Below are 14,772 nucleotides of genomic sequence, written 5' to 3' on the forward strand. Positions count from 1 at the left end.
TTGGGGTCGATCGGAGGAGCTTAACGTCAACAGGCCGCCCCTCGGCATAGGCGAATCCACCGGTATCCGTGCCCGGAGACCTTCACCGCGCCGAGCTTGCCCAGCTCGCCGTAGCCGCGGTCGGAGAGCACGTCGATCGGCAGGTCGGCCTCCGGTTCGAGGCTGCTCAGGTCCACCTCGACGTCGTCGGTGCCCAGGTTGTGCAGGAACACCATGGTCCCGGTCGGCCCGTCCGCCCGGTGCGCGAGCACGCCGGGCGGCACCGCCACGTCGATGTGGGTGGTCGAGCCGGAGCCGATCTCGGGGGCCTCGCGCAGTGTACGGATCATGCGCTCGAACCAGGCGAGCAGCGACTTCGGGTCGCTCCGCTGGGCGGTGACGTTGACGTTCTGGTAGCCGAACTCACCCTTGTCGATCACCGGGCGGACCAGCTTCTCCGGGTCCGCCGTGGAGAAGCCGGCGTTCGGCTGGTACGACCACTGCATCGGGGTACGGATCGCCTCCCGACCGGGCAGTGACAGGTCCTCGCCCATCCCGATCTCCTCGCCGTAGCGCAGCACCGGCGTGCCGCGCATCGAGAACTGCAGGGCGTACGCCAGTTCGAGGTGCCGCCGGTCGTTGCCGAGCATCGGGGCGAACCGACGACGGATGCCCCGGTCGTAGATGCGCATGTTCTCGTCCGGGCCGAACTGCGCGTACACCTGGTTGCGTTGTTCGGTGGTGAGCCGGGACAGGTCGATCTCGTCGTGGTTGCGCAGGAAGGTGGCCCACTGCCCGCCGACCGGCAGCTTCGGGGTGTCGCGCAGCGCCTCGATAAGCGACTCCGGGTCCTGCCTGGCGAGGGCGAGCATGAGCCGACCGTTGAGCATGAAGTCGAAGAGCATGTGGATCCGGTTCCCGGAACCGCTGGCGTCGCCGAAGAACGTCGGTAGCTGGTCCGGCTCGACGTTCGCCTCGGCCAGCAGGACCGCGTCGCCGCGGCGCCACTGCACGTGCTGGCGCATCTCGGTGAGGAACTCGAAGTCCTTCGGAGAGTTCGGGTTGCCCGGCTCGGTCAGCTCGATGATGAACGGCACCGCGTCCATCCGGAAGCCGGAGACGCCGAGCTGGAGCCAGAACGACATGATCTTCTTGACCTCGGCCCGGACCTGCGCGTTGGCGAAGTTGAGGTCCGGCTGGAACTTGTAGAACCGGTGGTAGAACCACGCCTTGGCGGTGCGGTCGTAGCTCCAGGTCTCGTTCTGCTCGCCGGGGAAGACCATGCCCTGGTGCCGGTCGTCCGGCTCGGTGTCGGACCAGACGAACCAGTCCCGGTACGGCGAGTCCGGCGAGGAACGGGCGGACTGGAACCACGGGTGCTCGTCGGAGGTGTGGTTGACCACCAGGTCGATGATCACCCGGATGCCCCGGTTCTGCGCCTGGTGCAGCAGCTCGGCGAAGTCGCCCAGGGTGCCGAAGCGCGGGTCGACGTTGTAGAAGTCGGTGACGTCGTAGCCGTCGTCACGGTTGGGCGACGGGTGGATCGGGTGCAGCCACAGGCAGGTCACCCCGAGGCGGGCCAGATAGTCCAGTCTCCCGATCAGCCCACGGATGTCACCTACCCCGTCGCCGTCGGAGTCGGCGTACGTGTCGATGTCGAGGCAGTAGACGACGGCTTCGGAATACCAACGGTCACCCATGCCGGAGGAACATCTCCGAACGATCAGCGCGGCAAACCCTTGGTTATCGTGCCGGTCATGGGAAACGACCTCGTGCCGCCGAGCGAACCGATGGACTGGTCCGCGGGCAGGTGGCTGCACCCGCCGGTACGCGTCGAGGAGAGCCCGGCCGGTGAGCTGGTCGTGGAACCGGCTGCGGGGAGCGACCTCTGGCGGCGGACCAGCTACGGGTTCGTCCACGACGACGCTCCGGCGCTGTTGGCGCCTCTTCCCGTGGGCGTGGCCATGGAGGTGAGCTTCCGGCTCGACTTCTCCGCGCAGTTCGACCAGGCCGGTGTGCTCGTCCGCGTCGACGAGCGGACCTGGACCAAGGCCGGTGTCGAGATGAGTGACGGCGAGTCGCAACTCGGCGCGGTGGTGACCCGGGAGTTCTCCGACTGGTCGGTGGCGCCGGTGCCGGAGTGGTCGGGCCGGGAGGTGACCGTTCGGGTCAGCCGGGCCGGCGACGCGCTGACCGTCCGCGCCCGGGCCGACGAGGAGCCGTGGCGACTGGTCCGACTCACTCCGCTGGACCCGGCGGCCGAGGCGCTGTCCGGGCCGTTCTGCTGCGCGCCGTCCCGCGCCGGGCTGGCGGTGGTGTTCACTGGCTGGAGGCAGGGGCCGGCGGACAGCGCGCTGCACCCGGAGCACTGAGCGCAGGTGTAACACCGGCCCGGCTGGGGTAGGACCCTCCGATCCCCGATCGCCGACCGGAAGGACGACCATGGCGTACGCCCAGAGTGGCGACCCGTCCGAGTTCACCGGGTTGACTGGTTGGGTGGCCTCGGTGATCGAGGCGATGGGCCCGGTGGGCGTGGCGCTGCTGGTGGCGTTGGAGAGCATCGTCCCGCCGATTCCCAGCGAGATCGTGTTGGCGATGGCCGGCTTCCTGGCCCACGAGGGCCAGTTCAACGTGGTGGTCGTGGTGGTGGCCGCGACGGTCGGTTCGCTGGTCGGCGCGCTGGTGCTCTACTGGCTCGGCGCGGCGCTCGGCGAGGAGCGGCTGAAGCGCTGGCTGGACCACATCCCGTTGGTGGACAGCGACGACCTGGAGAAGGCCGACCGCTGGTTCGAGCGGCACGGCCGGTGGGCGGTGCTGATCGGCCGGGTGGTGCCGGTGGTCCGCAGCCTGGTCTCCGTGCCGGCCGGGGCCAACCGGATGCCGCTGGGCGAGTTCATCCTGCTCACCACGATCGGCAGCGGGCTGTGGAACGGTCTCATCGTCGGGGCCGGCTACGCGTTGGGGAGCCGTTGGCAGGACGTCGAGCGCTACAGCGACTGGTTCAACTACGCGATCGTCGCGGTCTTCGTGGTGATGGTGGCCAGTTGGGTGATCCGTAAGCTCAGGCGACGCCGGGAGCGCGACGACCGGCGGTCGGTGACCGCCGGTCGCTGATCCGCGTTACCGCTCAGCCTGGGCCCGGACCGCCTGCGGGCGGCGAAGCACCGCCTGCTCGACCGCCGACCACACGCTCGTGGTCACCAGGTAGATCACCGCGGCGAGCGGCAGCACCAGCGCCACCAGCACCGTCGTGAACGGCAACAGAGGCAGCAGCCGCCCGAGCACGGCTGCCCCCGGCCCCTCGGTGGGCGTACCGGCCACCGTGCCGACCGCCGCCGACGCCCGGCGAGCCCGTCGAGACGACCACCAGGCCACCGCCAACAGCACCGCCAGCAACACGGCGAAGAGCGGACCCGCCGCCCCGGTGAGCCCGTCGGTGAGATGGTGGCCCAGGGACACACCGGCAAGGCGCTCCTCAAGCAGCCCGGTGCCGCCCTCGCTCGTGGTGAACAACCGGTACAGGACCAGCAGGAACGGCGCCTGGAGCAGCAACGGCAGGCAACCGGCGATCGGGTTCGCACCGGCCTCGGAGTACAACGCGAACACCTCGCGCTGAAGCGTGGCCGGATCGTCGGCGTACCGTCGCTGGAGATCACGCACCTGTGGGGCGAGGGCCGCGCGGCGTCGCTCGCCGCGGACCTGCACGACGGTGAGCGGCGAGATCAGCAGGCGGATGGCGATGGTGAAGAGCACGATGGCGGCGGCGGTCGCCATGCCGCCGGCCAGCGGTTCGAGCAGTTCGGTGAGCCAGGACAGTGCGGTGCCGGCAGCGCCGACAGCGCCGAGCAGTGGTGCGAAGGCAAGCATGGGAAACCCCTCGGTCCGATTCCGGTGAGGTCCTCCCCGGGCGGCGTCCGCTCAGCGGGGGGACCGGTGACGGCGGGATCGGCCGCGCGGCGGCGTGGCGCTACGCGGCCGAGGGGTGGCCCGGAGCGCGGGGACGAGGTCGACCGGCGGCGTCCGGGTCGATCTGCCGGGGCATCCGCCGACCACGGGAACGAGCCCGCAGGCCGGCCCACCGCGGCCCGACACCAGGTGCGCCCGAGCGATCGCGTACCCGCGCCGCCAGCACCACGGCGAGCAGCACCAGGGCGGTCAGCGCGGCGCCCGCGAGCAGGTCGACCGGTCGGCCCGCGAGCAGGGTGAACTGGGCGAACGCGTACACCCACGCGAACCCGAGGAATCCCAGCGGCACCGGCACGGGCTCAGCATAGGACGCCGTGTCACGTCGGCCGGCCGGATCACCGGCCCGCCGGGTACGACGTGCCGCCGCCACGTTTCCCGGCATCGCCACGTTGGGTAACCAACGACGGACCGACGCGGACGGACCGCGAACGGTAGGAACGGACGGGTGATGTCGATGACCGGTCAGGTGGCGGAGGCGCCCAGCGACAGGGCTGCGGCGACCGGGTTGCTCACCGTGGGTGTCGAGGAGGAGTTCCTGCTCGTCGACCCGCACACCGGGGCCGCGGTGCCGGCCGTCGACCTGGTCATGGAGCAGGTGCCGGCGGAGTTGCGCGGGCAGGTCGAGCGGGAGTTCCAGACCAGTCAGATCGAGATCGGCAGCCCGCCCGGCCTGGAACTCTCGTCGATCCGGCACTCCCTCGGCGTACTGCGTCAGGCGCTCTCCGACGCCGCCGAGCGGGCCGGGGTACGCCTGCTCGCCATCGGCACCGGCCCGGTGGACGGCCCGGTGCCACCGGTGGTGGACAAGCCCCGCTTCGACCGGATGATCGAGCGGTTCCGGCTGCTTGTTCCCGGCCCCGGCAACAACGGCATGCACGTTCACGTGGGGGTGCCCGACCCGGATACCGGCGTGCAGGTGCTCAACCACGTCCGGCCGTGGCTGCCGATGCTGCACGCGGTGACCACCAACTCGCCGTTCGCCCGTGGCGAGGACACCGGCTACGCCAGTTGGCGCTCGGTGGAATGGGAGCGCTGGCCCTCGGTGGCGCCGACGCCGTTTCTGGAGTCGCACGAGCACTACCAGCGGCTGATCCGCCAGTTGATCTCCAGCGGGGTGATGCTCGACGAGGGGATGCTCTACTGGTACGCCCGCCTGTCGGCGAAGTACCCGACGGTGGAGCTGCGGATCGGCGACGTCTGCCCGTCGGTGGACGACGCGGTGCTGGTCGCCGCGCTGGTCCGGGCACTGGTGGCCACCGCCATGGCGGATGTCGAGGCCGGCCGGCCGGCGTTGCAGACCGACCACCACCTGCTGGTCGGGGCGCACTGGCGGGCCGCCCACGACGGCCTGGAGGGCGAGGCCGTCGACGTCACCAACGGTGAGCTGCGCCCGACCTGGGAGCTGTTGGACCGGTTCGTCGAGCGGATGCGGCCGGCGTTGGAGGAGCACGGCGACTGGGCCGAGGTGACCGACCTGCTGGGTGGGTTGCGTCGGCACGGCAGCGGCGCGGCACGGCAGCGCGCGGTGTACGCGCGCACCGGCCGGCTCACCGACGTGGTGCAGGACGTCGCGCGACAGACCCGCGGCTGAACACCTCGTGACAGGATGATCCCGTGACGCAACGGCTGATCGTCATCGGCGGGGACGCCGCCGGCATGTCGGCGGCGTCCCAGGCCCGACGCCGCCGTGGCCGGGACGACCTGGAGATCATGGTCTTCGAGCGCGGCCACTTCACCTCCTACTCGGCGTGCGGCATCCCGTACTGGATCAGCGGCCTGGTTCCCGGCCCCGAGGCGTTGATCACCCGGGATCCGCAGACGTTCCGCACCGAGTACGCGATGGACGTCCGGATGCGTCACGAGGTCACGGCCATCGACCTGGAACGCCGCGAGGTGGTGGCCCGGGACCTGGAGGGCGGCGGCGAGGTCCGCGAGCGCTTCGACGAGCTGATGTACGCCACCGGCGCGGTGCCGGTGAAGCCGCCGTGGGCGGCGACCGACGCGGGTGGCGTGTTCGGCATGCAGACCCTCGACGACGGGGCGGCGCTGCGCGAGTGGCTGGACGCCGAGCCACGACCGCGCCGGGCCGTGGTGGTGGGCGGCGGCTACATCGGCGTCGAGATCGCCGAGGCGCTGATCCAGCGCGGCCTCTCGGTGACCCTGGTCGAGGCGGGCGACCAGCCCATGGCGACGGTGGACGCCGACATGGGTGAGCTGGTCGCCGAGTCCATGCGCGGCCTCGGCATCACGATCCGGACCGGCCTTCCGGTCACCGGCCTGGAACAGCGCGACGGCCGGGTGTCCGCGGTGGTCACGGCCGAGGGGCCGATGCCCACCGACGTCGTGGTCCTGGGTCTCGGCGTACGCCCCAACGCGGCGCTCGCCGAGGCTGCCGGGCTGCCGATCGGGACGACCGGTGGGGTCCGGGTGGACCGCCGGATGCGAGTGCCGGGGATGCCCGGAATCTGGGCGGCCGGCGACTGTGTGGAGACGCTGCACCGGGTCAGCGGGATGCCGGTGCACGTGCCGCTGGGCACGCACGCCAACAAGCAGGGCCGGGTGGCGGGGATCAACATCGGCGGCGGGTACGCCACGTTCGCCGGCGTGATCGGCACGGCGGTGACCAAGGTCTGTGACCTGGAGGTGGGCCGGACGGGCCTACGCGAGGGCGAGGCCGAGGCGGCCGGCTTCGACTTCGTCTCGGTGATCGCCGAGTCGACCAACCGGGCCGGCTACTACCCCGGTGCCCGGTCGATGACCGTGAAGCTGATCGCCGAGCGTCCCAGCGGTCGGATGCTCGGCGCGCAGATCGTCGGTTGGTCGGAGGCGGCGAAACGGATCGACACGTTGGCCGTGGCACTCTGGAACGGCATGACGGTGGACGATATGACAGCACTGGACCTGGGCTACGCTCCGCCGTACGCGCCGGTGTGGGATCCGGTGCTCATCGCCGCCCGAAAAGCGGTCGATGCGCTCGCCGCGCTCGACCGCTGACCCGCGTTCGCCGTGGAGGACCACCCCGTGACCCAGACCCCGACCCGGCCGACAGTGCGTCGACGCCCGACGATGGTCGACGTGGCCCGACGCGCCGACGTCAGCCTGAAGACGGTCTCCCGGGTGGTCAACGACGAGCCGGTGGGGCAGGAGTTGGTCAGCCGGGTGCTGGCCGCCATCGCCGAGCTGGGCTTCCGGCGCAACGACATCGCGCGCAACCTGCGCTCCCGGCAGCTCAACGCCACGGTCGGGTTGCTCATCGAGGAGATCGCCAACCCGTTCTACGCGACCATCGCCAGTGTCGCCGCCGAGATCGCCGCCGCGCACGGCACCATGCTGATCACCGCCTCGTCGGAGGAGGACCCGGAGCGGGAACGCGCCCTGCTCCAGGACTTCACCCAACGCCGGGTGGACGGGCTGCTGGTGGTGCCGGCAGGCCCGGACCATTCGTTCCTGCGTCGAGAGGTCGAGCTGGGGATGCCTGTGGTGTTCCTGGACCGGCCACCGCAGGGGTTGCAGGCCGACGCCGTGCTGCTTGACAACCGGGGCGGCAGCCACGCCGGGGTGGCCGCGCTGCTCGACGAGGGGCACCGCCGGGTGGGCCTCCTGCTCGGCGCGCCGAGCGTGCCCACGATCCGCGAGCGGCTGGCCGGGGCGCGTGCGGCCCTGGTCGCCGCCGGGGTCGAGCCGGACGAGTCGTTGGTCCGCGAGAGGCTGATCGCCCCGGAAGAGGCGGGGCGGGCGGTCGGCGACCTACTCGACCTGCCGGATCCGCCCACCGCGTTCTTCTGCGCCAACAACCGTCTCACCGTCGGCGCGCTCCAGGAGCTGCACCGGCGAGGCAGCGAGGCGGCGCTGGTCGGCTTCGACGACTTCGAACTGGCCCACCTGATGCCCCGGCCGCTGACCGTCGTCGCGTACGACACCCGGGAACTGGCCCGGGTCGCCACCGAGCGGCTGTTCGGCCGGATAGCCGGCGACGACTCGCCGCCCGCGACCACAGTGCTCCCCACCCACCTGAGGCCCCGAGGCCTGACCTAACCCGCTCCCCTCCCGCCCCCGCCCCGCCCCGCCCCGCCCCGCCCCCGCAGTCGATCATGGAGTTGTGGTGCCCCGCGTATGCCGCGAAGCACCGTGAAACGGCCACCACAAGTCCATGATCGACCGGAGAGGGGTGTTGGTCAGGTTTGCGGGGTCAGCAGGGCGTCGACCTCGGTGCGGCGGGGCGGGTCGGCGCCTCGGCGGCCACAGGTCAGCGCGGCCACCGTGGCAGCCTGCCGGAGCACCTCGTCCCACTGCGGCTCGGTCACCGCGGCGAGGCGCTCGGCCGGTCGGTCGCCGAGCGCGTCGAGGTCGGCCAACGCGGCGAGCAGGCCACCGGTGAACGAGTCGCCGGCGCCTACGGTGTCGACCACTGTGGTGCGTACCGCCACTGCCTCGTGCAGCGTGCCGTTCGGGGCCAGCAGCCAGGCGCCCTCACCACCCCGGGTCACCACCGCGCAGGACACCCCGGCCTCACGCCACTCGGCCATCACGTCGGCCACCGACCGGTCCGGATAGAGCCAGGCCAGGTCCTCGTCACTCGCCTTGACCAGGTGCGCGAGGCGCACCTGCCGGCGTACCCGGGCCTGCTCCGCCTCCCGGTCGGTGACGATGCTCGGCCGCAGGTTGAGGTCGATCGAGAGGGTGAGCCCGTCCCGCTGACGTTCGCGGGCGAGCAGGTCCTCCAGAACCTGCGCGCCGGGTGCCAGGGCGAGCGCGAGCGACCCGGTGTGCAACGCGGTCGCCGAGGACCCGGCAAGCTCGGGCAGCTCCTGCGGCGTCCACTGCCAGTCCGCCGCACCGGCCAGCCGGAACTCGTAGCTGGCCTGCCCGGTGGCGTTCAAGGTGGCCACGGCCACCGACGTGGGCTCCTCGGCGCGGACCGCCCACTCCAGGTCCACCTGGTTGGTGCTCAGGTGCTCGGCGACCTGCCGGCCGTAGTCGTCGGTGCCGAGCCGGGCCAGCAGTCGTACCGGCTGGTCGAGCCGGGCCAGGGTGACCGCCACGTTAGCCGGGGAGCCACCCGGCACGGCCCGCTCACCGTCGACGGTGACCACCAGGTCGATCAACGCCTCACCCGCGACCACGATCACGCGGTCACCTCGCCCGGTGCGAGCGGGCCGGCGCCGCCGAGCCCGTCGGCCGCACGGGACAGCAGCACCGCCTGGTACGCGTGGTAGACGTCCGGCCGGCCGTGCCAGACCGTGTCGGAGGGCAAATTCTGCGTGTCCAGCTCATGCCGCCACCCGGTGCCGTCGACCAGGTTGCGACGGGCGTACGCCCAGAAGACCCGGTACCAGTCGGCGTAGACCTCGTCGCCGGTGCGTCGGTGCAGGGTGATCGCCGCACCGACCGCCTCGGCGAGCACCCAGTGCATCCGGGAGCGGACCACCGGCCGGTCGTCCCAGTCGATCGTGTAGACGAACCCGTCGCCGCCGTCGACCGCCCACCCACGCCGAACGGAGGCGGCGAAGAGGGCTCGGGCGTCGGTGAGCAGCCAGCGTGGTGGCTGCGGAAGGACAGCCTCCAGCTCCAGCAGCAGGCGGGCCCATTCGAGCCAGTGGCCGATGGTCGAGCCGTACGGCCGGAACGGGTCGGCGGGCTGATCCCGGTTGTAGTCGGGCAGCGGCGTCCAGTCGGCGGTGAAGTGTTCGGGAAGCCGCCAGTCGTGCCGGGCGGCCTCGCCGTGCACCAGGTGGGTGGCGATCCGCAGTGCCCGGTCGGCCCAGCTCGTGTCGCCGGTCGCGGCGGTGGCCGCGAGGAACGCCTCGACCATGTGCATGCTGCTGTTGGCGCCGCGATAGTCCTCGGTGACGGTCCAGTCCCGGTTCCACGATTCACGGACCGCCCCGGCGTCGTCGTCCCAGAACCGGTCACGCACCACGGCCAAGGCGTCGGCGAGCAACTGCTCCGCACCCGGCCGGCCGGCGCGCACGGCGCTGGACGCGGCGAGCAGCACGAACGCGTGGTCGTAGCCGGCCTTCCGGTCGTCGACGGGTGCACCCTGCTGGTCGACCGCGCTGAACCAGCCGCCGTACCGGTCGTCGCGGAGCAGTGTGCTGAGCGCGGCGACGCCGTGGTCGACGAGGGCGGCGGCGTCCGGATCGCCGCCGCGGTGGGCGAGGGCGGCCACGTGGGTCATCCGGCAGGTGATCCAGGTGAACACCGGTTCGCCCCGGTCCGGGGTGCGGTCGTCGGTGAGCCACCAGAAACCGCCCTCGGGCCGGACCGACCGGCCGGCCGTGTCGAGCAGTGTGCGGGCCTGGTCGGCGAGGAACTCGTCCAGATCGGGCAGTTCGGGTGACCCGGCAGGAGCGGGGGTCGGGGCGGCGTCGGATCGGGGCAGGTCGGTCATCTCAGCTGGTCACCGTCGGGTAGGGAAGGGGCATACGGCCAGGATCGGCGGGCGGACCGGGTCCGCGCCGGGAAACGGTCAACAGGACACCGCGAACCGGCTGGCCGGGCCGGTTGCGCCGTCGGAAGGATCATGCGTACGATTCCTCCTTTTTGTCCGTTGACATCGTTGTCACTCTCCAACCCTGCTCCGGTGGCAGGCCGACTGTCAATTCCGGTTGCGTCACACCGCACCGCGGCGGCCATTCGGAGTCGACCACGTCGACGGCGTCCTCGACGGCGAGACGGACGAGCCGGCCACGGCCGTCGGCCCTCCGGTCAGGATCGGGTCCGGAACGGGGCGAGAGTGGCACGAATCTGGTCGCCCGCGCCCCAGTCGTCGTCGAACTGGGCCAGCACGGCGAGGTGTTGTCGCAGTTGGACGATTGGCATCCGGGCCGGCCAGTCGCCATCGAGGGAGGTCAGCTCCGCGTAGACCGCGAAGAACCGTTGTGCCTCGGGCGGAGGCGAGGTCGACCACACGTGGGCGAGGTCGACCTCGGCCCACAGGTAGGACACCGCCGGGTCGATCAGCGCGGGCCGCCCGTCCGCAGTGGCCAGGACGTTCTGTGCCCACAGGTCACCGTGCGTCAGGCATGCCGGTCGGTCCGGCAGCAGGTCGGGCAGCCGGTGGCAGAGCCTCTCCAGCGCCGCCCGATCGTCCCGGTCGAGTGCCGCCTCGACGCGGGGCTCCCCGAGCCACCGGAGCAGCCGGTGCTGGGCGAAGAACGCGAAGCCGTCGTCATGCCAGCTATTGGTCTGCCGGCGGCGGCCCAGCCAGTTGTCCCGATGCCAGCCGAAGCGCGGATGCGCCGTGCTCAGGTGCAGGTGGGCGAGCATGTGCGCGAACCGCTCCCAGAAGGCCTCGCTGCGCGGCCTCGGCCGCAGCACCGACAACACGAGCAGCTCCCGGTCCGCCAGGATCACCTCGGGTGTCACCACGCCGCCCAACTCGCGCAGCGCGGTCAACCCTTCGGCCTCCGCGACGAAGACGTCGTCGTCCGGCGCTTCGGCGAAGGCCTTGACGAACACCGGCGGCGCCTCCCGGCGGGTGGCTATGCCCGCGAGCGCCGCGAGCCCACCCGTCGCCGGCTCGACCGTGACGACATCGCTCATCCCGGCGCGGCCCAGACGGTCCAGCAGGAACGGTGCCGATTGCATCAGCACAGGATCCTTCATGTCCGGGCGAGTGTTCAAGGTCCGACCGCCAGGCAGGATTGCGGCATGGATCTCCCCGAGGGGCTCGACTGGGCACGCGGGTCGCGGGCCGGCCGGACCTGGCTGACCACCCTCCCGACGTGGCTGGCGGAGTGCGCCGGACGGTGGTCGCTGCGACTCGGCCCACCCTTCCGGCAGGCGTACGCCTCACTGGCGCTCCCCGCCGACCTGCCCGACGGCACGGCGGCCGTGCTCAAGCTCCAGTACCCCGACGAGGACAGCCGGCACGAGGCCGACGCGCTGACCCACTGGGACGGTGACGGGGCGATCCGCCTGCTCGCACACGACCCGGGACGACGCGCCCTGCTGGTGGAGCGCTGCCGACCCGGCACTCCGTTGCACGAGCTGCCGGTGGGCCGGGCGCTGGACGTGATGACCGGGCTGCTGCCCAGGCTCTGGCGGCCGGCCGGCGCGCCCTTCACCCCGCTCGCCGAGGAGGCCGCCGGCTGGATCGACCGGATGCCCCGCAGGTGGGAAAGGGCTGGCCGCCCGTACGAACGGCGGCTGCTGGACGCCGCGCTCGCCCTGCTCACCGACCTGGTGTCGAGCCAGGGTGAGCAGGTGCTGGTCAACCAGGACCTGCATGCCGGCAACGTGCTCGCCGCCGACCGCGAACCATGGCTGGTGATCGACCCCAAGCCACTGACCGGCGAGCGCGAGTTCTCCGTCGTACCGATGGTGCGTGGTCGGGAACTCGGCCACTCGCCGGCGGCCGTCCGGCACCGGTTGGACCGCCTCACCGCCGAGCTGGGCCTGGACCGGGAGCGGGTCCGGGCTTGGACGATCGGGCACACGCTGGCCTGGAGCGTGGCCGAGGACGGGGTCTTTCCGCACCAGATCGAGGTGGTCCGCTGGCTGCTCGATGGGTAGCGACCACGCGCCCGCGCGGACCCGAAGCATGATCGCGCTCGAACCATGATGTAGTGGTCTGCTGCCCGCCGGGGGGCCACTACATCATGGTTGCAGCACGATCAAGGGCGCAGGATCAGCCCGGCTGGCAGGTACGACACCAGTAGAGGTTGCGTCCGGCCAGCTCGCCACGGCTGACCTCGGTGCCGCAGACGTGGCAGGGCGCGCCGGGGCGGCGGTAGACGTACACCTCACCGCCATGCCGGTCCACCCGCGCCGGCCGGCCCATCGCCTCCGGCAGGTGCGCGTCGCGCACGGTGTCGATCCGGCCGTGCTCGACCGCGAGCCGCATCAGCCCGACCAGGTCGGCCCAGAGCGCGTCCCAACCGGCGCGGCTCAGCCCTCGTCCGGGCATCGTCGGCGGCAGTCCGGCCCGGAACAGCGCCTCGGTCACGAAGATCAACCCGGTGCCGGCCACCACCGACTGGTCCAACAGCAGCGCGGCAAGCGGCGTCGGGCTGCGCGAGAATCCGGGCGTACGCCCGCTCGGAGTCGGCGTCGGCGCGCAGCGGATCGGGCCCGAGGCGGTCCCGCAGGGCGGCCACCTCGGGCGGGGTGACCAGTTCGCAGGCGGTGGGCCCGCGCAGGTCCAGCCAGTGCCGGTCGCTGGCCAGCCGCAGCCGCACCTGACCGATCGGCTCCGGCGGCTCCCCGGACCCGTCGGTGAACTTGCCGTACAGCCCGAGGTGAACGTGCAGCGTCAGCTCGCCGGCGTAGTGGTGCAGCAGGTGCTTGCCGTACGCCTCGGTGCTCTCCAACACGGTGCCGGAGAGCCGGGCGGCACCGTCGGCGAAGCGGCCCTGCGGGCTCGCGGCGTGCAGCTTGTCCCCGGCGAACAGCTCGGCGTGCCGGGCCGCCAGGCGGTGGATCGTGTGTCCCTCTGGCACGGGTGCCAAGGATAGCCAGCCCGCCCGACCGGCCCGCGCCGAGCGACTCGGGCCCGTCCGAGATCGGCTCGGGCCCCGCCGCGTTGATCGACTCAGCCCACCTCCCGTTGATCGACTCGGGTTTCCGGAAAGGCGAGTCGATCAAGGCCGGACCGAGCCAAGACCGGACCAGAGCCGAGCCCGGACCAGAGTCGAGCCGAGACCAGAGCCGAGCCCGGACCAGAGCCGGTCAAGGCTGGTTTCGACGGCCGTACCCAGGATTGGTGTCAGGAAACGCTCAGGTGGGTACTTGAGGGGCGACACCGCGTGGGTGCCACCCTCTCCGTCGGCCACCACGCATTCATCAGGAGGTGTGTAGTGGTCAGGATTCCTTCGCTGTCCCGCCGGTCCGAGCCGGCACCGACGCGGGACGAGAACCTCGACGGCCGCGTGGACGGCCGCGACACCCCGGTCACCGAGACCGGTCACTCCGACGACAGCGCCGGCCGCCCGGTGGTCACCGACCGGGACGCCGACCAGACGACGTACCGCAGCGCCGGCGCGACCGGTGGCCAGATCAGCGAGGCCGAGCGGCGGGCCAACGAGCGGGCGGCGGTGGCCCGAGCCGCCACCGCGCGACCGGCGGAGACCGAGCCCCAGGGTGCCACCCGCCCGGTTGCGCCCGAGCCCGTGAACGGCACGGACCGCCCCGTCGCGCCCGAGCCCCTGAACGGCACGGCCCGCCCGGTCACGCCCGAGCCCCGGACCGGCACCGCCCCCAAGGTGGAGACCGACTCCCGGCCCGCCGTCGTGCCGACCACGGGGCGCACCGCCGAGCGGGACGCCGACCTCGACAGCACCACCCGCCGGCCCGACACGACTGACCGGGACACCGCCGACCGGATCACCACCGACCGCCGGGTCGACCCGACCCCGGGCGTGAGCACGCCCGAGCCGCCGGTGACGCGTGGCCCGAAGCCTCGGGCCAGCCTGCTGGCCACCCTCGGCCTGATCGTCTCCGTCGCCGGTGCGCTGTTCGTGCTGACCGGGACCCTGGCCGGGTACGGCATCGGGCTCGGCGCGTTCGGCGCGGTGCTCGCGGTGCTCGGCCTGATGGCCACCCGCCGCCGGCACGTCGCCGGCAAGACCGACGCGCTGTTCGGCGTGCTGATCGGGCTGGCCGCGGTGGTGATCGGGGTGCTCGCGATGACCGGGCAGTTCGACTGGCCGACCACCGACGGCGACTGGGTGCAGCGCTTCCGCGAGTGGCTTGACTCACAGTTTGTCGATCGTTTCTAGCGGGCACTGTTCCGCTCGCCGGTGATGCACCGGCAAACGCCGGCGGTTCGCCGGCAGCCCGCACAACCCGGTGGTTCACCGGCCGGGCAGACACCCTTTCAGGGGC

The 14,772-nt window shown here is 72.1% G+C and carries 13 protein-coding genes and 1 pseudogene; 7 read left to right on the forward strand and 7 right to left on the reverse strand.

Annotation, left to right across the window (positions count from 1 at the left end; translation table 11 throughout):
- Window positions 1-26: 26 nt before the first annotated feature.
- On the reverse strand, window positions 27-1,679 hold the full coding sequence (locus ABGB10_RS16285; protein ID WP_347661667.1) for an alpha-amylase family protein: 1,653 nt from the start codon (window positions 1,677-1,679) through the stop codon (window positions 27-29).
- 57 nt (window positions 1,680-1,736) lie between these two features.
- On the opposite strand from ABGB10_RS16285, the gene ABGB10_RS16290 reads away from it, so the two are divergent.
- On the forward strand, window positions 1,737-2,351 hold the full coding sequence (locus ABGB10_RS16290; RefSeq protein WP_347661668.1) for a DUF1349 domain-containing protein: 615 nt from the start codon (window positions 1,737-1,739) through the stop codon (window positions 2,349-2,351).
- Window positions 2,352-2,421: 70 nt separating this feature from the next.
- Window positions 2,422-3,093 carry a DedA family protein gene (locus ABGB10_RS16295; RefSeq protein WP_347661669.1) on the forward strand — a complete coding sequence of 224 codons (672 nt, stop codon included), beginning with the start codon at window positions 2,422-2,424 and terminating at the stop codon, window positions 3,091-3,093.
- A gap of 6 nt (window positions 3,094-3,099) precedes the next feature.
- On the opposite strand, the gene yidC is transcribed toward ABGB10_RS16295, so the two are convergent.
- Together yidC and ABGB10_RS16305 are read right to left on the reverse strand one after the other, a co-directional pair.
- Window positions 3,100-3,846 carry a membrane protein insertase YidC gene (gene yidC, locus ABGB10_RS16300; RefSeq protein WP_347661670.1) on the reverse strand — a complete coding sequence of 249 codons (747 nt, stop codon included), beginning with the start codon at window positions 3,844-3,846 and terminating at the stop codon, window positions 3,100-3,102.
- 100 nt (window positions 3,847-3,946) lie between these two features.
- Window positions 3,947-4,240 (reverse strand): DUF6412 domain-containing protein, encoded by a 294-nt coding sequence (locus ABGB10_RS16305; RefSeq protein ID WP_347661671.1) that lies wholly within the window; start codon window positions 4,238-4,240, stop codon window positions 3,947-3,949.
- Between the two features lie 159 nt (window positions 4,241-4,399).
- On the opposite strand from ABGB10_RS16305, the gene ABGB10_RS16310 reads away from it, so the two are divergent.
- The 3 genes from ABGB10_RS16310 to ABGB10_RS16320 all read left to right on the forward strand — a co-directional run bounded on the left by ABGB10_RS16310 (window position 4,400) and on the right by ABGB10_RS16320 (window position 7,980).
- Window positions 4,400-5,536, forward strand: a complete 1,137-nt coding sequence (locus ABGB10_RS16310; RefSeq protein ID WP_347661672.1) for a glutamate--cysteine ligase — start codon at window positions 4,400-4,402, stop codon at window positions 5,534-5,536.
- Window positions 5,537-5,559: 23 nt separating this feature from the next.
- A complete protein-coding gene (locus ABGB10_RS16315) occupies window positions 5,560-6,939 on the forward strand; it encodes an FAD-dependent oxidoreductase (protein WP_347661673.1) in 1,380 nt (459 codons plus the stop codon).
- A 72-nt stretch (window positions 6,940-7,011) separates the two neighbouring features.
- Complete coding sequence (locus tag ABGB10_RS16320; RefSeq protein ID WP_347661721.1) at window positions 7,012-7,980, forward strand: LacI family DNA-binding transcriptional regulator; 969 nt, start codon at window positions 7,012-7,014, stop codon at window positions 7,978-7,980.
- A gap of 140 nt (window positions 7,981-8,120) precedes the next feature.
- On the opposite strand, the gene ABGB10_RS16325 is transcribed toward ABGB10_RS16320, so the two are convergent.
- The 3 genes from ABGB10_RS16325 to ABGB10_RS16335 form a co-directional block, all read right to left on the reverse strand.
- The gene (locus ABGB10_RS16325; protein WP_347661674.1) at window positions 8,121-9,074 is read right to left on the reverse strand and encodes a carbohydrate kinase; all 954 of its coding nucleotides are present in this window, start codon (window positions 9,072-9,074) and stop codon (window positions 8,121-8,123) included.
- Entirely contained in the window at window positions 9,071-10,336 is a 1,266-nt protein-coding gene (locus ABGB10_RS16330) for an AGE family epimerase/isomerase (RefSeq protein WP_347661675.1), read from the reverse strand. Before ABGB10_RS16330 ends, ABGB10_RS16325 begins: the two co-directional genes overlap by 4 nt.
- A gap of 317 nt (window positions 10,337-10,653) precedes the next feature.
- Window positions 10,654-11,535, reverse strand: coding sequence for a fructosamine kinase family protein (locus tag ABGB10_RS16335; RefSeq protein WP_347661676.1), 882 nt, complete (start codon window positions 11,533-11,535; stop codon window positions 10,654-10,656).
- Between the two features lie 63 nt (window positions 11,536-11,598).
- Between ABGB10_RS16335 and ABGB10_RS16340 the strand changes: the two genes are divergently transcribed.
- The gene (locus ABGB10_RS16340) at window positions 11,599-12,462 is read left to right on the forward strand and encodes an aminoglycoside phosphotransferase family protein (RefSeq protein WP_347661677.1); all 864 of its coding nucleotides are present in this window, start codon (window positions 11,599-11,601) and stop codon (window positions 12,460-12,462) included.
- A gap of 115 nt (window positions 12,463-12,577) precedes the next feature.
- Here ABGB10_RS16340 and ABGB10_RS16345 read toward each other — a convergent pair.
- Window positions 12,578-13,388, reverse strand: a pseudogene (locus ABGB10_RS16345) (DNA-formamidopyrimidine glycosylase family protein).
- Window positions 13,389-13,745: 357 nt separating this feature from the next.
- On the opposite strand from ABGB10_RS16345, the gene ABGB10_RS16350 reads away from it, so the two are divergent.
- Window positions 13,746-14,666, forward strand: a complete 921-nt coding sequence (locus tag ABGB10_RS16350) for a thrombospondin (protein WP_347661678.1) — start codon at window positions 13,746-13,748, stop codon at window positions 14,664-14,666.
- Window positions 14,667-14,772 lie beyond the last annotated feature (106 nt).

The sequence above is a fragment of the Micromonospora sp. B9E7 genome (assembly GCF_039871815.1).
Taxonomy (GTDB): domain Bacteria; phylum Actinomycetota; class Actinomycetes; order Mycobacteriales; family Micromonosporaceae; genus Micromonospora.